Annotated in this window: 16 protein-coding genes; 4 read left to right on the forward strand and 12 right to left on the reverse strand. The window is 71.9% G+C overall.

Annotation, left to right across the window (positions count from 1 at the left end; all coding sequences use genetic code 11):
• Positions 1-110: 110 nt before the first annotated feature.
• Positions 111-1229 carry a pyridoxal-phosphate dependent enzyme gene (locus ABZX96_RS25785; protein WP_355548930.1) on the reverse strand — a complete coding sequence of 373 codons (1119 nt, stop codon included), beginning with the start codon at positions 1227-1229 and terminating at the stop codon, positions 111-113.
• Positions 1230-1586: 357 nt separating this feature from the next.
• Here ABZX96_RS25785 and ABZX96_RS25790 point away from each other — a divergent pair, with 357 nt between their 5' ends.
• Complete coding sequence (locus ABZX96_RS25790) at positions 1587-2588, forward strand: LysR family transcriptional regulator (protein ID WP_355548933.1); 1002 nt, start codon at positions 1587-1589, stop codon at positions 2586-2588.
• A gap of 123 nt (positions 2589-2711) precedes the next feature.
• On the opposite strand, the gene ABZX96_RS25795 is transcribed toward ABZX96_RS25790, so the two are convergent.
• The 3 genes from ABZX96_RS25795 to ABZX96_RS25805 all read right to left on the reverse strand — a co-directional run bounded on the left by ABZX96_RS25795 (position 2712) and on the right by ABZX96_RS25805 (position 5842).
• Positions 2712-3416, reverse strand: coding sequence for a hypothetical protein (locus tag ABZX96_RS25795; RefSeq protein WP_355548936.1), 705 nt, complete (start codon positions 3414-3416; stop codon positions 2712-2714).
• A 657-nt stretch (positions 3417-4073) separates the two neighbouring features.
• Positions 4074-4709, reverse strand: a complete 636-nt coding sequence (locus ABZX96_RS25800) for a response regulator transcription factor (protein ID WP_355549023.1) — start codon at positions 4707-4709, stop codon at positions 4074-4076.
• On the reverse strand, positions 4706-5842 hold the full coding sequence (locus ABZX96_RS25805) for a histidine kinase (protein ID WP_355548939.1): 1137 nt from the start codon (positions 5840-5842) through the stop codon (positions 4706-4708). Before ABZX96_RS25805 ends, ABZX96_RS25800 begins: the two co-directional genes overlap by 4 nt.
• Positions 5843-5975: 133 nt before the next feature.
• On the opposite strand from ABZX96_RS25805, the gene ABZX96_RS25810 reads away from it, so the two are divergent.
• On the forward strand, positions 5976-6641 hold the full coding sequence (locus ABZX96_RS25810) for a DedA family protein (RefSeq protein ID WP_355548942.1): 666 nt from the start codon (positions 5976-5978) through the stop codon (positions 6639-6641).
• A gap of 238 nt (positions 6642-6879) precedes the next feature.
• On the opposite strand, the gene ABZX96_RS25815 is transcribed toward ABZX96_RS25810, so the two are convergent.
• Together ABZX96_RS25815 and ABZX96_RS25820 are read right to left on the reverse strand one after the other, a co-directional pair.
• On the reverse strand, positions 6880-8067 hold the full coding sequence (locus tag ABZX96_RS25815; RefSeq protein ID WP_355548945.1) for an abortive phage infection protein: 1188 nt from the start codon (positions 8065-8067) through the stop codon (positions 6880-6882).
• A gap of 240 nt (positions 8068-8307) precedes the next feature.
• Entirely contained in the window at positions 8308-9480 is a 1173-nt protein-coding gene (locus tag ABZX96_RS25820; RefSeq protein WP_355548948.1) for a hypothetical protein, read from the reverse strand.
• Between the two features lie 312 nt (positions 9481-9792).
• Between ABZX96_RS25820 and ABZX96_RS25825 the strand changes: the two genes are divergently transcribed.
• Positions 9793-10725 (forward strand): aminoglycoside phosphotransferase family protein, encoded by a 933-nt coding sequence (locus ABZX96_RS25825; RefSeq protein ID WP_355548951.1) that lies wholly within the window; start codon positions 9793-9795, stop codon positions 10723-10725.
• Between the two features lie 323 nt (positions 10726-11048).
• On the opposite strand, the gene ABZX96_RS25830 is transcribed toward ABZX96_RS25825, so the two are convergent.
• From ABZX96_RS25830 to ABZX96_RS25855, 6 genes are all read right to left on the reverse strand, one after another.
• Entirely contained in the window at positions 11049-11288 is a 240-nt protein-coding gene (locus ABZX96_RS25830; protein WP_355548954.1) for a hypothetical protein, read from the reverse strand.
• 44 nt (positions 11289-11332) lie between these two features.
• A complete protein-coding gene (locus ABZX96_RS25835; protein WP_355548957.1) occupies positions 11333-11596 on the reverse strand; it encodes a hypothetical protein in 264 nt (87 codons plus the stop codon).
• Between the two features lie 58 nt (positions 11597-11654).
• Positions 11655-12503: a helix-turn-helix transcriptional regulator gene (locus ABZX96_RS25840; RefSeq protein WP_355548960.1), complete on the reverse strand. Its 849-nt coding sequence runs from the start codon at positions 12501-12503 to the stop codon at positions 11655-11657.
• A gap of 12 nt (positions 12504-12515) precedes the next feature.
• The gene (locus tag ABZX96_RS25845; protein ID WP_355548961.1) at positions 12516-13034 is read right to left on the reverse strand and encodes a DUF6879 family protein; all 519 of its coding nucleotides are present in this window, start codon (positions 13032-13034) and stop codon (positions 12516-12518) included.
• Entirely contained in the window at positions 13015-13281 is a 267-nt protein-coding gene (locus ABZX96_RS25850) for a hypothetical protein (protein ID WP_355548963.1), read from the reverse strand. The genes ABZX96_RS25845 and ABZX96_RS25850 overlap by 20 nt, the downstream gene beginning before the upstream one ends.
• 356 nt (positions 13282-13637) lie before the next feature.
• A complete protein-coding gene (locus ABZX96_RS25855; protein WP_355548965.1) occupies positions 13638-14192 on the reverse strand; it encodes an XRE family transcriptional regulator in 555 nt (184 codons plus the stop codon).
• Between the two features lie 167 nt (positions 14193-14359).
• Here ABZX96_RS25855 and ABZX96_RS25860 point away from each other — a divergent pair, with 167 nt between their 5' ends.
• Positions 14360-15532, forward strand: coding sequence for an aryl-sulfate sulfotransferase (locus tag ABZX96_RS25860; protein WP_355548967.1), 1173 nt, complete (start codon positions 14360-14362; stop codon positions 15530-15532).
• Position 15533 lies beyond the last annotated feature (1 nt).

The following is a 15533-nucleotide window of genomic DNA, read 5'->3' on the forward strand; positions in this document are numbered from 1 at the left end:
CCTGCGCCCCTGCGCGGCCCCGCGATCCGCTCCTTCCGACGCGTACGGGTTCGCCGCCGATCCTTCGGTGGCCCGCTCGTTCTGCCCCGCCTGCGCCCACCCGGTGATTCCTACACCCCGCGACCGGCTTGCTCCGCCGCGTACGGGTTCGCCGCCGTTCCTTCGGTGCTCAGGAGGACGACGGTGGCCGAAGGGTCGAGGCTCAGAGCCGCGCGGCGGGCGTCGGCGTCCGGGCCGGTGAGGGCGGCACGGACCCCGGCCAGGGAGGCGGCGCCGCAGGGTCCGGCGGGCACGCCGTGGGTGGCGAGGGCGCGGGCCGCGCGGGCGCCGTCCGCGTCGGTGACGGCGACGGCGGCGTCCAGCCCGTCGCGCAGCCGGGGCCAGGCGAGGGCGGAGGGGGTGCCGCAGTTCAGGCCCGCCATGGGCGTCTCCCCGGTGGTCACGCTGACCGGCTCCCCCCGCAGGAGGCTGTGCAGGACGCAGGCCGCGGTCTCGGGTTCGACGGACAGCAGGGCCGGTGCGCGGCCTGCGGCCCGGCCGCGGTAGTGGGTGACGGCGGCCTGGGCGAGCGAGCCCACCCCGACGGGGACGGCGACCAGGCCCGGCGTCCCGGCTCCGGCGGCGGCCAGCTGTTCGTCGACCTCGGCGAACAGGGTGGCGTACCCCTCGACGATCCAGCCGGGGATCCGCTCGTAACCGGGCCAGGCGGTGTCCTGGACGAGGACGGCGTCCGGCGCGGCGGCGGCGTCGGTCGCCCGGCGCACGGCGTCGTCGTAGGTGCCCGCGACCCCGGTGACCTGGGCGCCTTCGGCGGCGATGGCGGCCAGGGCGGCCGGGTGCACTCCGCGCGGCACGAAGACGTGGGCGCGTTGCCCCGCCAGCCGGGCCATGCGTGCCACGGCCCGGCCGTGGTTGCCGTCCGTGGCGGTGATCAGCCGCAGCCGGGTCCCCGGCGGGCGCTCCGCGACGATCCGGTGCACGGCCCAGGAAGCGCCGAGCGCCTTGAACGCGGGCAGGCCGAGGCGGGACGACTCGTCCTTGACGAAGACCCGGCCGACGCCGAGTTCGGCGGCCAGCGCGGGGAGCTCGGTCAGCGGGGTGGGGGCGTAGCCGGGCAGCGCGGCGTGGAAGGCGCGCACGTGGTCGGGGGCGGGGGTGCAGGTCCAGGCGCGGGCGGCGGGGCGCGCGTACCAGGTGGGCGTGTGGAGGGAGGTGGTGATCTCGGGCACCCGGTCAGCCTGCGGTGCGGCCCCGATCGCGGTCCAGCGCGGGTTTCCGATCCGTATCCGTCAGCAAAACGAACGGGTCGTCGCTCGGCGGGGCGGGTGGGGAACAACTGGCGCACTGCCGCCAGCGGCGGCGAGCAACGGAAGTCTTCCGCCTGCGGGAGTGCGTGGCAGACGCTTTCGCCGACGAGGGCGTGCATCTGACGAGGGCGAGCAGCTACGGCACCCACGGCGGCGCACGCGACCCGGCCGACGACGGCCCCGTGCACCACCCACCCACGAGGGCGAGCAGCGGGAATTCCTGCTGGAGGATCTATATTCGCCGGCAGATACGAGCAGATCCGAACAGAAAGGGTGTCGATGTTCGACCTGCACCGGCTGCGTCTGCTGCGCGAGCTCAAGCACCGGGGAACGCTGGCCGCCGTCGCCGCCGCCCTGTCGTACAGCCCGTCCGCCATTTCCCAGCAGCTCTCGCAACTGGAGGCGGAGGTCGGCGTGGCGCTCCTGGAGCCGGTCGGGCGCCGGGTGCGGCTGACCGAGCAGGCCGAGATCCTCGTCGCGCACACCGAGGCGGTGCTGGAGCGCCTGGAGACCGCCGAGGCGGACATCGCCGCCTCCCTCACCGACCTCACCGGGACCTTGCGCCTGGCGTCGTTCCAGACCGCCGCGTTCGCCCTGATCCCCACGGCGCTGACCGCGCTGCGCGCGGCGCACCCCCGCCTGCGGACCCACGTCACCCAGCTGGAGCCGAAGAGCGCGCTCCCGGCCCTGGTGGCCCGGGACTTCGACCTGGTCATTGCCGAGGAGTTCCCCGGCAACCCCAATCCCCGGCCCGACGGCATCGAGCAGGAAGACCTGTACGAGGACGCCCTGCGCCTGGCGCTCCCCGGAGCGGTGGCCGCGCGGCTCCCCGGGGCGGACGCGTCCCCGGAGGCCACGCTCCGCGTGCTGGCCGCTCACCCGTGGGCCATGGAGCCGGAGGGCACGGCCGCCCGGCACTGGGCGATGACGCTGTGCCGCAACGCGGGGTTCGAACCCGATGTGCGGTTCGAATCCACCGATCTGCTCCTGCACCGGCGGCTCGTGGAACAAGGCCACGCCGTCGCCCTGCTGCCGGACCTCGTGTGGAGCGACGGGCCGCCGACGGTTCCGCTGCGTGAGCTGCCGCCCGGACACCGGACGCGCCGGCTGTTCACCGCCGTCCGCCGGGGCAGCAGTCGTCACCCGGCCGTGGCGGCGTGCCGGGAGGCGCTGCGGCAGGCGGTGGCCCGCCATGGGGCGGCGGCCGGTGGCGGGGAGTCGGGGCCGCTCCCGTCGTCCGCTGGGGAAGCGGCCGTCGAGGCGGCGCCGTCCGTGCTGTGAGCGGGGGCGGGAAGCCGGCCCGCGTGGCCCCGGCTACCGCCGCGAAGAGCCAGCCCACTTCTCCCGGCTACCGCCGCGAAGGGTCGGCGCGCTTCTCCCGGCTCGCCGCCACGCGGCACCGCCTCAGACCGGCTCCCCCGTCCCGCCCACGGCCCGGGCGGCCTGGGCCTGCCACCGGGGATCGGCCAGAACGTCGGGAAGCGGCTTCCTCCAGTGCTGTGCCTGGGGAAAGAGGGCGGCGAAGCGGTCGCGAACCGTGCGGGGGAAGTACACCGGCGCCCACGTGCCGTCGGAGAAGCCCAACTGGTAGTGGCCTCTGGAACGGTCCCTGCAGTCGCGGACCCAGACGAGTTCGTGCGGGGCGCACCGCCAGCCCGTTTCGGACCGCAGTACGGGCTCCCCGCCCGGCACCGCCACGTGACCGAGGTAGACCAACTGGGCGCGGCGGTCGGTCAGCAGGAGGATCTTGTGTTCGGCCGCACCGCGCGGGCGCAGTCCCCGCAGCAGACCACCGGCCAGGCTGTCCCAGGCACCCCAGAAGGCCTTCTTCTTCCGCAGGTGCTTCTCGCGCAGCGCCGGATCGCCGAATTCTCCTCGGGGCGGGTCGGGCGAGAGGAAGTTCAGGACCGAGTCGAACGCCCGGGAGCCCCAGGAGGTCTCCTGCCAGGACTGCGCCCCGAACACCAGGACCTCCCATTCCCTCGGCGGCAAGGGAGTGGTGTCGAGGCGGACCTCGCCCGCCTCCACGGGGAACATGTCCACCACACGTTCGCCGGGTTCGAGCACCTCTTCCACCAGCCGACGCAGCTCGCTCCCGGCTTCCGTCATCGGGTCCAACACTTCCCCCTGTTCGTTCCTCGGTCGTCAAGGGCCCACGCGCCACGTCCGTCCGGCGTCGGGCAAACCGTCCGATGTCCGGCGTCCGGCGTCCGGCGAACCATGGGTGCACCGACTGTCTCACCAGGCACACGGGACTTCGCCAGCCTCGTCAACCTCCGCCGCACCACGGGCCACGGCGCCACCGGTGAACGGTACTAGGTGGCCGGGTCCGGGATGCCAGGGGGATCTCGTGAGCGAACGAGAGCCCGGCCGCTTCCGCTCCGGGCCCTCACACGGCCCCTCAGCGGGCCACGGCTCCGGTCGCCTTGCCGGCCGCTGTGCCGCTCAGGTGACCGGTGCGGTGCGGCTGGGGGGCGGTGCTCCGTGTCGTCCGGTGGCAGCGGGCAGGCGGAGCGGGACGTGGGTGGGCGACGAGGACGAGGCGGATGACACGGATGACGCGGATGCACGTGCGACTCAGGTGACGCACGTGGCACGAGGTTGTCGCGCACGACATTCGCACGCATGATCGATGTCGGAAAGGCGAATATCCGCCAGGAGGCCCCGTCAGCCACGCCTGCCGGAATCAGCCATCAGCCCTCCCCCCGCCACCCCCGGCAATCGGCGGCCCCGGCAATCGGCCGCCCCTGCCAACCGGCAGCCCGCTCACGACCCCAGGTAATGCAGCACGGCCAGCACCCGCCGGCTGTAGCCGCGCGTGCCGGTCAACCGGAGCTTGTCGAAGATGGCGTTGATGTGCTTCTCGACGGCGCTCTGGGAGACGTGGAGTTGCTGGGCGATGGCCGCGTTGGTGTGGCCCTGGGCCATCAGGTCGAGGACCTGGCGCTCGCGTGCGGTGAGGCGCTGGAGCGGGTCCGTGTGGGTGCTGCGGGCCAGGAGCTGGCGGACCACCTCGGGGTCGAAGGCGGACTGTCCGGAGCCGACCCGCTCCAGGGCGTCCAGGAACTCGTCCACCTGCACCACGCGGTCCTTGAGGAGGTAGCCCACGCCCGCGCCGCTGGTGGTCAGCAGTTCGGTGGCGTACCGGCGTTCCACGTACTGGGAGAGCACCAGCACGCCGGTGTCCGGCCAGCGGTCGCGGATCTCCAGGGCGGCGCGCAACCCCTCGTCGGTGTGGGTGGGCGGCATCCGCACGTCCACCACCACGGCGTCCGGCGGGTCCTTTGCGACGGCGGCCAGCAGCGCCTGTCCGTCGCCGACGGCGGCGGTGACGTCGTGGCCCTCGTCCGCGAGCAGGCGCAGCAGTCCCTCGCGCAGCAACGTCGAGTCGTCGGCGATCATGACGCGCACGGCAGCTCCGCGGTGATGACGGTGGGTCCCCCGACGGGGCTGTCGACCGTGAACCGACCGTCCAGCGCGGCCACCCGCCGGGCCAGTCCCAGCAGGCCGCCCCCGGACGCGTCGGCGCCGCCGGTCCCGTTGTCCTCGATGCGCACGCGCACCATGGTGCCCTGCCGCCCGACGCGGACGGTCACAAGGGTCGCCCCGGAGTGCTTGGCCGCGTTGGTGACCGCCTCGGCGACGACGAAGTACGCCACCGTCTGGACGGCCGAGGGCAGGTCCCCGCGCACCTCGTCCACGAGGCGGACGGGGATGCCCGCCCGCTCGGCCACCGTTTCCAGGGCCGCGGGGAGTCCGCCCTCGTCCAGCGCCGCCGGGTAGACCCGCCAGGCGACCTCGCGGAGTTCGGCCAGCGCGCGCCCGGACTCCTCGTGGGCCTGGAGCAGCAGCGCGTCGGCCTTGCCGGGGTCGGTGGCGCGGCGGGCGCGGCCGATCAGCAGGCCGAGGGCCACCAGGCGCTGCTGGACGCCGTCGTGCAGGTCGCGTTCGATGCGCCGCCGCTCGTCGTGGACGGCCGCCACCACGCCGGCCCGGCTGGCGGCGAGTTCGCCGATCCGGCGCTCCAGCAGTTCCCGTCCGCTGGGGCCGAGGAACCGCCGGGCGAGCCATTCGTCCAGCAACCGCACGCCGTGGGCGCCCTGCACGGCCAGGAACATCCCGAACGACGCGCTGATGGCCGTGTACACCACGTCGGAAGGGTGGTCGAAACCGGAGGTGAGGAGCCAGCCCCAGAGCGGGAACGACAGGTAACCGAGCAGGATCAGCGTGTAGAGCAGCACCCCGCCGCCCAGCAGGCCCACGGCCCACCGCAAGCCCAGGTAGGCGAACGTCAGGCGGCCGGTGCCCGGCGCGGCGAGGTCGGCGCCGTAGAAGCGGGCCATCCGGCGCCGTTCGGCTCCGGCCAGGTGGCGGGCCGCGCCGAAGACGCGGGACCCGTCGGCGTCGCGGCGGCCCGGCGCGGCCAGCAGCCACAGCCCGCCCACGAGGACGAAGACGAGTTCCGCGACTGCGGTCAGGGCACCTATGAGGAGCCCCAGGGCGACCCGGAGCCGGTGGCGGAAGAACCTACGCATGATCGGCCACGCTAGCCGGACGGACGCGCGGGCGGACTGCGGAAAACCACAGGATCATGCTGCGCGGCACCGCACCGGAACTCTGCGGAGGCCCGCATTCCGCACGGTCTCCGGCATTCCTAGCGTCGTTCCCATGACAGTCATTGCCGCGTCCGACCCTTCCGCCGCGCCCCTCGACGGGGTGGCGGGCTGGGCCGCGGACCTCATGGAATCCATCGGCGCCGCCGGTGCCGGGACGGCCATCGCCCTGGAGAACCTCTTCCCGCCGCTGCCGAGCGAGGTGATCCTGCCGCTCGCCGGATTCACCGCGAGCCAGGGCCGGATCGGCCTGATCGCCGTCCTGGTGTGGACGACGGTCGGTTCCGTCGTCGGCGCCGTGGCTCTGTACGCCGTGGGTGCCCTGCTCGGCCGGGACCGCACCGTGGCGCTCGCGGCCCGCATCCCGCTCGTGAAGGCCTCGGACATCCTCCGTACCGAGGCGTGGTTCGCACGGCACGGCACGAAGGCGGTCTTCTTCGGCCGCATGGTCCCGATCTTCCGCAGCATGATCTCGGTGCCCGCCGGGGTCGAACGGATGCCGATGCGGATCTTCCTCACCCTGACGACCCTGGGAAGCCTGATCTGGAACGCGTTGTTCGTCATGGCCGGCTATCTGCTGGGCAGCCGTTGGCAGCAGGTCACCTCGCTTGTCGACACCTACTCCAAGATCGTCCTGGGCGCCGCCGTGCTCGCCGTTCTGGCCTTCGTCGTGCTGCGGCTGACCAAGGCGGGGAAGGGGGGCCATCGGGCGTCACGGTGAGGGGCGGTGCGCGGGGGCGGGCAGGCCGGGCAGGCCGGGCAGGCCGACGGTTGTCGGGGCAACCCACCTACGCCTCGCGGGGACGGGACGGGACGCCGGGCGGGGCGGGCGGTTGCCGGGTCGTCGCCGCCCACGCCGCGCGGGGGCGGGGCGGGCGGTTGCCGGGAGGGGAGGCACGGCCCGGGGTGAGCATGCCGGGCCGCACCGTCCCGGGGCACGTCAACACGGGCGTCCGCGTTCAGCACCGCCCCCGGCGCGCGTAGTGGCGGGCCAGGGCGTGGAACGCCTGCTTCGGTTCCCAGTGCCACAGGGACGGGGGGTCGTCGTGCCGGTCCCTGATCACCTTGACGATGCTGTACGTGGCCATGTCCAGGTCGCGCCGGGGGTTCTCGGGTATGTGCGGGGACTCCCGGTCGACGAAGGAGAACACCAGCGCCGCGTACAGGTCCATCGACTCGAAGACGTCGAGCATGTCGGTGAGATAGGCGGCCTGGACCCGTTCGCTGCGGACCAGATTCCCGACGATCTCGGGCTCCGGCTTGGAGCGGTCGATGACGTTCCACGCCATGCCGCCCCGCTTGGGAGCGCCCTTGTAAGCGCAGGTCCCGAACTCGCTGATCGCCACCGGCTTGCCCCACCGCCGGTACCCCTCCAGCTCCCGGACGTAGTCGGCCCGGCGCGGGTGGTACCCGTAGTAGTTGACGCTGACGATGTCGAACAGGTTCCAGTCCACGTCGTCACCGTGCGCCCCGCCGTACGTCAGCGGACCGCGGAAGACCGACCTGCCGACGGCGGCCGACCGGGCGATGAACGCGCGCAGCCGCCGCGCCATGAGCTCGCGGTCGAACGTCCCTTTGAGCAGGTTGTCGATCCGCTCCAGGACGTCCTTGCCCGGCACGATCCCGGGGACGAACAGGAAGAACTCGCAGCCCACGCTGAGGTGGACGCGGGCGCCCTGGCGCCGCAGCCGCTCGGCGTACCGGCCCGTCTCCGCCAAGTGGTCGAGAATCTCCCGGTGCGGACGGTCCCCCATCCGCGGCTGGAGCCAGACGTGCAGCCCGCGCTCGGCCGCTTCCGCGGCGGTGGCCGTCAGCCGCTCGACGCCGGTGCCGTAGATCGAGACGGAGTTCGCGTGCAGCCGGTCCTTGATGGCGCCGATGTCCGCCCGCATCCTGGCGAGGGTCCACCCCGTCCCCGGCGTCTCCCCCGCTGTGGCCTCGTAGCACACACCCCGGTAGGTGAGCCCTCGCCGGTGTCCCGCCCCGGCTCCGGCAGGGCGGCCCGTCTCGTCGTCACGGCCGGCCACACCGCCCCGGCCCGCCGCCTCGGCCCGCCCCGCCGTCAGGAACGAACCGGTCGCCGCGGTCACCCCGACCGCCGCCGCGCCCGCCAGGAATTGCTTGCGCTTGATGCCCTCGGTACCCACTGTGCCCCCCGTTGTCCGCGTTCCGCCGTTACTCCGACTCCGCTCCCCCACCACCCGTGCGGGGCCGGCTGCTTCCAGTCTGGAGTTCCGGGCCTGCCGGGACATCGGCCGACTGTCCAGGGTGGCTTCGACTTACGGATGAAGGGCACGGCCCACCGCGCGACTTCCGGCTGAGCGCACACGACGGCCCGGCCGGTGAACACCCTCACCGCCCGGGCCGCGCGGCCCCCACCGCCTCCGTCAACCCGGTCCCGGCACCCGCCGCGCCTCCACCCAGACGCGGGTCCGGACGGCCCGGCCTGCGGATTCCTGAGGGCCGTCCTCGTTCTCCTCCTCGCGTCCGGAACGGGGATTCCGGACGACGGCCTGGCCGGTGGATTCCTGAGCGCGGTCCTCGTCCCCGGCCTCGCGTCCGGAACGGGGGCGCGGGACCGGGCGGGTGCCGGGGTGGCCGGGCGGTGGGGGCGGGGTGGGACGTGGCCGGTCCGGGCCGGCGGTTCGGTCGCGCGCCCGCTCGGTGGCGGCCTCCGCCCCACCGCCGGGAGTGCGCCGCCCGCCCTGCGCCTCGGGCGCCCGCCGTCCCCGCCGGGTCTCCTCCGGCCGGCGTTCGTCGGACGCGGCGCGGCGGGCCGCCCGGCGCCGGGCGGCGGCACCGGTGCGGTGCGGGCTCTCGCTCAGGACGCCGCGCATCGCGGTCAGCGCCTGCTCCCTCGTCCGCGCGCTCGACGGCGGAACGGAATAGACGAACCGCGGCCCGCGCCGATGACAGGCGGGACAGACCTGATCGCTCTCGATCAGCACGCCGTCCTCGCATCCGGCGACGGTGCAACTTCCCCTGGCCACCAGTCGGCAGGCGAGGTCCTCAGGCGTCCACCGGGGCAGGCCGGTTTCCTCGTCGGTCTCCCCCAGAGCGTGCGACCAGCGCCCGTACCAGCGGCGTTCGATCCGGTCGAAGAGCTGCTGGGGCGACCGGCGCGCCAGCTCGTCCTGCACCGTCCGGACGACGACGGGCGGCAGCCTCCCCCCGAGGGCGCTCAGCAACGGACGGGGCAGGGCCCGCAGCACGAACCCGACCGGATCGCGGCCGGGCCGCGCCGGCGGCTTCCGGCACCTGCCGCACTCCGCCTCCTCGCGCTCGCGCGCGTCCCGGTCCAGCGCCCGGGCGCACCGCCGGCACCGCCCCCGGCAGGTGGCGCACAGACCATCGGGCAATCCCCCCAAGTGGCGGGACGGCAGCCGCCCGCACCCGACGCAGCACGACGCGCACAGGCCGCACAGGCGCTCCGCTCCGACGTACGTCGCCCATCTGCGGCTCTGGCAGCGGCAGCACATCGCGACGTCGCAGTGCTCCTCGTGCGGGCCGACGGACGTGGCGGAGAGGGCCGGCGGGGTCGGGGACGGGCGGTGCGGCATGGCGCGTCACCTCGGAAGCGGACAGGCACGGACACAGGAGCGGGCGCCCGCCAAACAATCGGGACCCGCGGTACGACGAATCTGTCGATCATCACTCTGTGTCGCCATCGGCTCAGCCGCGTTCCTCCGTACGAGGGGCCGAGATGATCCATCCGAGGGAATCGCCAGGCGCGTGGCGCCCTTTTGGGAGTCCGTCTGCTATTGGGACGAGGAATGTGTCGGCGGTTGCCCCAGCGCGGCCCCGATCGCGGCCCCGGTACGGAACAGCTCGACGAGCAGCGGGCGCACGGCCTCCATGCGAAGATCCGGCCCATGCGAGACACCCATCCCACCCGGGAAGCCCTGGCCTCCCTCGCCGCCCGGCACGGGGTCGCCCTGGAAAAGGTGCGGCCCCTCCCTTCCGGGGAGGCCAATCACGTCCTCCTCTTGGGCGACGAGTTGGTGCTACGCGTCCCCCGGTCCGAGAACTTCGTTCCCGACCTGGTCAAAGAGGCCGCCGTCATCCCGGCCGCGCGGCGGGCCGGGGTGCGTACTCCGGAGGTCGTCACCTTCGACGCCGGGTGCTCCCTGCTGGAGGTGCCGTACATGGTGCTCGCGCGGGCGCCGGGGGTGGACCTCGCGCGGCTCGATCCGCCGGAAACGCACGCGCAGGAGGTCTTCCACCAGGTGGGGCGTGAGCTGGCCAAGCTGCACCGGCTGCCCACCTCCGCACCGACAGCTCTCCCGGACGCCGTCCCTGCGGACGAGGACGCCGAAGACCCCCGGTCGTTGGTGGCCCGCCTCCTGGCGGACGGCTATCTCGATGCCGGTTCCGCGCGCTGGCTCCGCGGCTGGTTCGACCGGCTCGCACCACTGGTGCCGCCCGCCCCGCCGCGGGTGCTGGTGCACGGTGACATCGCGCCGCAGAACCTGCTCGTCTCCCCGGATGCCACGGTGCTCGGGGGCATCGTGGACTGGGGTGACGCGCTGTGGGCCGACTCCGCCACCGAGTTCGCGAAAGTCCCGCTCCTTAACGTCCCGGCCCTGCTCGACGGCTACCGGCAGGAGAACGAGGCGGACGAGGAGCCCGGTTCGTGGGAGGCGCGGGTGCTGTGGCACCACCTCGCCTGGGCGCTCGCGCGCCTGAAGGCCCCCTCCCCGGCCCCCGGCCGGCGCCACTGGACCGCTCCCCCGGCCGCCCGGCTGCTCGGCCTTCTGCGGTTCCTCGCCTCGTCGCCTCCTCCGCCGTGGGACGGCTTGGTCTGATGGCGCGGGGCGCTCGTGCCGCGAACGCCGGACTGACCATTCTGCGGGACACCCTGGTCAGAGCACGGAAAGGCCCCGCCCATGCGCCTGGGGGAAGACGCACGAACGGGGCCCGATCACCCGGCACCGGAAGTCAGCGCGACCGGCGACGGGGGCCTAGTCGGTGATGAGACACCTCGGACACGAGACAGCCCGCTGCCACTGGTCCACCTTGCCGACAGCGCCGCACACCGGCCGCCCCTCCCGAAGTCGGTGAACGGTCAATACGTCATCCCCGACCGTTCCCGTGAGTTTCCCCGTAGGGGCCGACAGCTCTTGATCCGTCACCGCCACGCTCCCGGCTCGAACCGGTAGGGGCGCGTGATGTGCTCTCGGTACGTCAAGTGGCCGGGATGCGCCTTGAGATGCACAGCCGCCCACTGCGTCCCGTCCTCGGAGTACTCGGCCCCTTCGCTGGTCTCTCCGCATCCCTTGCACTCCATGGTGCACAGGACGGGGTCGGCGTTCTCGGTCTCGTCCGGCCGCAACGTGTGATCGCGGAACCGGTATTTCACGCGTGCCATGACATTCCTCGCTGTGACGGGAGCTCACGCGCCTTGCGGGATGCTCATCCGGTCTTGGCCCCCTCTTGCTTCCACGCACGGACCCGCGACAGCTTGGGTTCCGTGTGGGGGTGGTTGTTGATCTCGATCAACAGGTCCCGGTCTTTCGATGTGGCGTACTGCTTGGCCAGCGCGCCGCATACGTCGCACCCCTCAGCCGGCGTCGCCCGCATCTCCGGGTACTGATGGCTGGACACGATCTCTCGCGTGCCGGTGTCCGTCGCCTTCCCCGCCATGTCTGCTGTCCCCTCGCGTGGTCCGATGGGCACCCACGCTAGGAACCGCGTCGCCCCAACCCCCAGTCGGTTGCACGAGGTTGCACAGCAATTACGCCAGCCGCTCCATGGCGTCCGCGATCAGCGCACGGGCGTTCGCTCCGTAGACCGCCAGTGCTGCCAACTCCGCGAAAGTTTCCGCGTACATGGCTACCTCGCCTGGTTGCTTGATCGTGAGGTAGCCGGAGATCAATTCGACGTTGACTTGTGTCGTGTCGTAGATCCAAAAACCCTCAGCGGGCCAGCGCTCCCGATCCGGTGTCATGGGCACAACTCCCAGACTCACATTCGGGAGAGAGGCGACGGAAATGAGGTGTCCAAGCTGTCCGGCCATGACCTCGGCGCCACCGATACCGGATCGCAACACCGACTCTTCGACGAGGAACGCAAACCGCCGGTCACCTTCGTACAGCACGCGCTGACGCTCCATGCGCGCGGCCACCGCCTCGGCCACGTCGTCCGCCAGTCCGCGCCGTCGCTGGATCGCTCGCAGCGCTGCCGTTGTGTAGGGCCGAGTCTGGATCATGCCGGGCACAAGCCATGACGAGTAGGACCGGAAACGGCGGGTTCGCTGATACAGCGGTAGCCGGGCTTCCTGCGCTTGCTTGAGTCCGCCCCGCTCCATTCGTCGCCAACCGACCCACATTCCCTCGGCCGTCCGTAGTGAGGCAATCAAGTCTTCGGTTTGTTCCTCGGCCCCGCACGCCCGGCACCACGCCCGAATATCGTCAGCGGACGGAGGCGTGCGCGCGTTCATAATCCGCGAGGATTTCGACTTGCTCCAATCGCAACGCTCCGCGACATCGGCACCGGTAAGGCCGGCATCCCGGCAGATTTCCGCGAGGCGATCCGCGAGAGCCTGCCGGGCCTGCTGTGCGCTGGAGGATGAGGAAACGGCCATGGTGCGTAATCGTCAGGCGGGCCGGTAATCCGCGTGGGGAATCGCCCGCTCCCACGCTGCCTCATACGCCGTGACGTACTGCGCCGCCAATGCCCGATCGTGGATGACCTCCATGCGCGGGCCGGTCCACTGCCCCTCTCCGCTGAAGTGGTGCAGGATCACGGTCTCCTCATCCATGACCCATCCGTCCAGCACGGGCAGCAGCAAGTCACGGGCCAGAGAACGAGGCAACCAACGCACGTCCTCCCCGGCGGCGACATTGGTGAACGTGCCGTCGTACTCATACCGCACATAGTCACTAAGCGGTTCGGAGATCACGCGCAACCGGCGCATGACCACACCTCGGCCTGTTGCCTCGGCCACCACGTCCAGCCACGGACGCCACCATGATGTGCGGTCGGTCGGGTCGTGCCGGTACCCCTCTTGCCACCGGATGAATTCCGGATCATCCCGCATGTAGCCGTCTCGCATTTCAAGATGCAACGCTGAACGTTGCGCCTTTGCGAGACATTCACGTACCGCTGTTGCCACCGTTTACCTCACCGTCCGGACGCGGAATGAATTGCAGCATGTTGGCGGGCAGCCGAATTACCGTTTCGTGGTCCGGCACGTCCGTGGAATGGCCGGGCGACGAACCGACTTCCTGCGCCTGACGGATCGTTGAGTCATCGGCTTTCCATGACTGGATGATCAGGTCACCCGTCGTGTCGTCCAACCAGATCGTTGGCGAACCGTCATCCGGGGTGTTCGGCCAGATCCCCAAGAACTTCAGGGCCATTGAGCGCTCCTCTACCGAGTCGGTTGCACGTGCTTGCACGAGCCTCGCCCCGCGCGTGATAAACGTCAAGAGGCCAAACGCCGGCAGCGGAACCAACAGATCAGACCCACTCGGGCGTTCGATTATAAAAACTACCGGACGTGCGTATCGAGAGATCCGGAAAGGAACGAGTTCCGCATCCTGCGCAACAGGGGCCGAGCACGCGGGCAAACCCTCCGACCCGCCATCATCCGGACCCCCGGCCACCGGATACACCCACATCCGGCAAGCCCCGGACGAACCGTTCGAGGCCGTCCATGCCCGCGGCGGCCAGGATGTGCGGGATGGCGGCGCGCGGGCCGACAAGTCCAGGGACCTCACCCCCGAAAATCATCCGCCACCCCCACCAGCACCACCCGCGTCCCCTCCCGCAGTGACCGCCAGCGGTGGGTGACGCCGCCGGGGCAGAAGAGGGTGTCGCCGGGGCCGAGTTCGTAGTGGCGGCCGTCCGCCTCGGCTTCCACGGCGCCTTCGACGACGTACATCACCTCGTCGTGCGGGTGCTTGAACGCGCGCCGCCAGTCGTGCCGGCCGGTGAACTCCAGGGCGTGCAGCTGGCGGTGGCCGCGGACGAGGGGGCGGACCCGGCCCTGGGCGCCGTCCTCGCTCACGGAGGCCGAGTCGGCGCGCACGACGTCGACCGCGCGCGGTGTCTCGGCGGCGGCCAGCAGGCGTACGGCCGTGGTCTCCAGCGCGTCGGCGATCCGCTGGAGCGACCGCATGCTGGGCCGCGCCCGGTCGTTCTCCACCTGGCTCAGGAAGGGCGCGGACAGGCCCGAGCGGCGGGCGAGTTCGGCCAGGGTGAGGTCGAGCGCGCGGCGGCGCCGTCGCACTCCCGCCCCGATCTGCGGGATCGGTTCCCCTTCGCGCATGGTCCGTCACCCTTCCTCGTCCACGGTTTGATGGTCCGTCACGTCCGACGGCGCACGTCAATGATCGCCGACCGGCTTATCGGTGCGTTCACACGGCCGCAACACCCGGGTCCTAGAGTCAACGCTGTTTGTTCCCATCAAACAAAGTTTGACGAAGGGAAGTCACCGTGACCGCTGTCGATCAGAACACCCGACGCCGCCGGGGCACCGGCCTGATCGCCCTGGACGCGACGGCCGCGTACGCGGGCCACACCCTCTACGCGCCGCTCACCGGTTCCGGTGAGGTCTACCTCGTCGACCTGCACGGCGAGGTCGTGCACCAGTGGAAGCTGCCGTATCGCCCGGGGCGGCACGCGCGCATCCTGCCGAACGGGAACCTCGCCTACAACGGCGTCCTCCCGGACCAGGAAGCGCTGTTCCCGATGTGGCACAAGTACCGGGGCGGCGTGATGCGGGAGATCACGCCGGAGGGCGAGGTGGTCCGCGAGCACATCGATCCGCTCCAGCACCACGACGCCCACCACTACGGCGACGGGCGGATCCTGTACTCGGCGCTGGAGCCGCTCACGGGCGCGCACGCGGCGGCGGTACAAGGTGGCGTCCCCGGGTCGGAGGCCGGAGGGGACACGGACGGGCGGCGTGACGGGAGCGGGTCCGCCGACGCGGCGCCGGGCACCGTGTACGCCGACACCATCAAGGAGGTGGACGCCGAGGGCCGGACGCTGTGGTCCTGGCGGGTGAGCGACCACCTCGACCGCGCGGAGTACGCCCTGCACCCCGCCTACGCACGCGAGCACTGGCCACTGATCAACGCGGTCCTGCCGCTGGCGGACGGCAACGTGCTGGCCAGCCTGCGCAGCGTCTCGGCGGTGGTCGTCATCAGCCGGGCGACCGGCGAGATCCTGTGGCGCACGGCGCCGGGCACCGTCTCCCAGCAGCACAACCCCACCGAGCTGCCCAACGGCAACTTCCTCGTCTTCGACAACGGCGTCTTCCGCCCCGGCCACGACGTGCCGTACTCCCGCGTGATCGAGATCGAGCGGAGTTCGGGAAAGATCGTGTGGGAGTACCACGACCCGTCGCGGGAAGCGTTCTTCGCGCCCTTCATGGGGAGCGCCCAGCGGCTGCCGAACGGCAACACGCTCGTCACCGACTCCCCGGCGGGCCGCATCTTCGAGGTGACCGCCGAGGGATACCTGTGCTGGGAGTACGTGGTCCCGCACTTCGGCGGGTATCGCGAACCCGAGGTCGGCACCCTCTTCCCGGCGCAGAACAACGCCCTGTTCCGCGCCTACCGTTACGGGCCGCACGAGGTGCCCTGGCTGAACCGGCGGGGGTGAA

The sequence above is a fragment of the Streptomyces sp. NPDC003077 genome, assembly GCF_040611095.1.
In the GTDB taxonomy this organism is placed as follows: domain Bacteria; phylum Actinomycetota; class Actinomycetes; order Streptomycetales; family Streptomycetaceae; genus Streptomyces.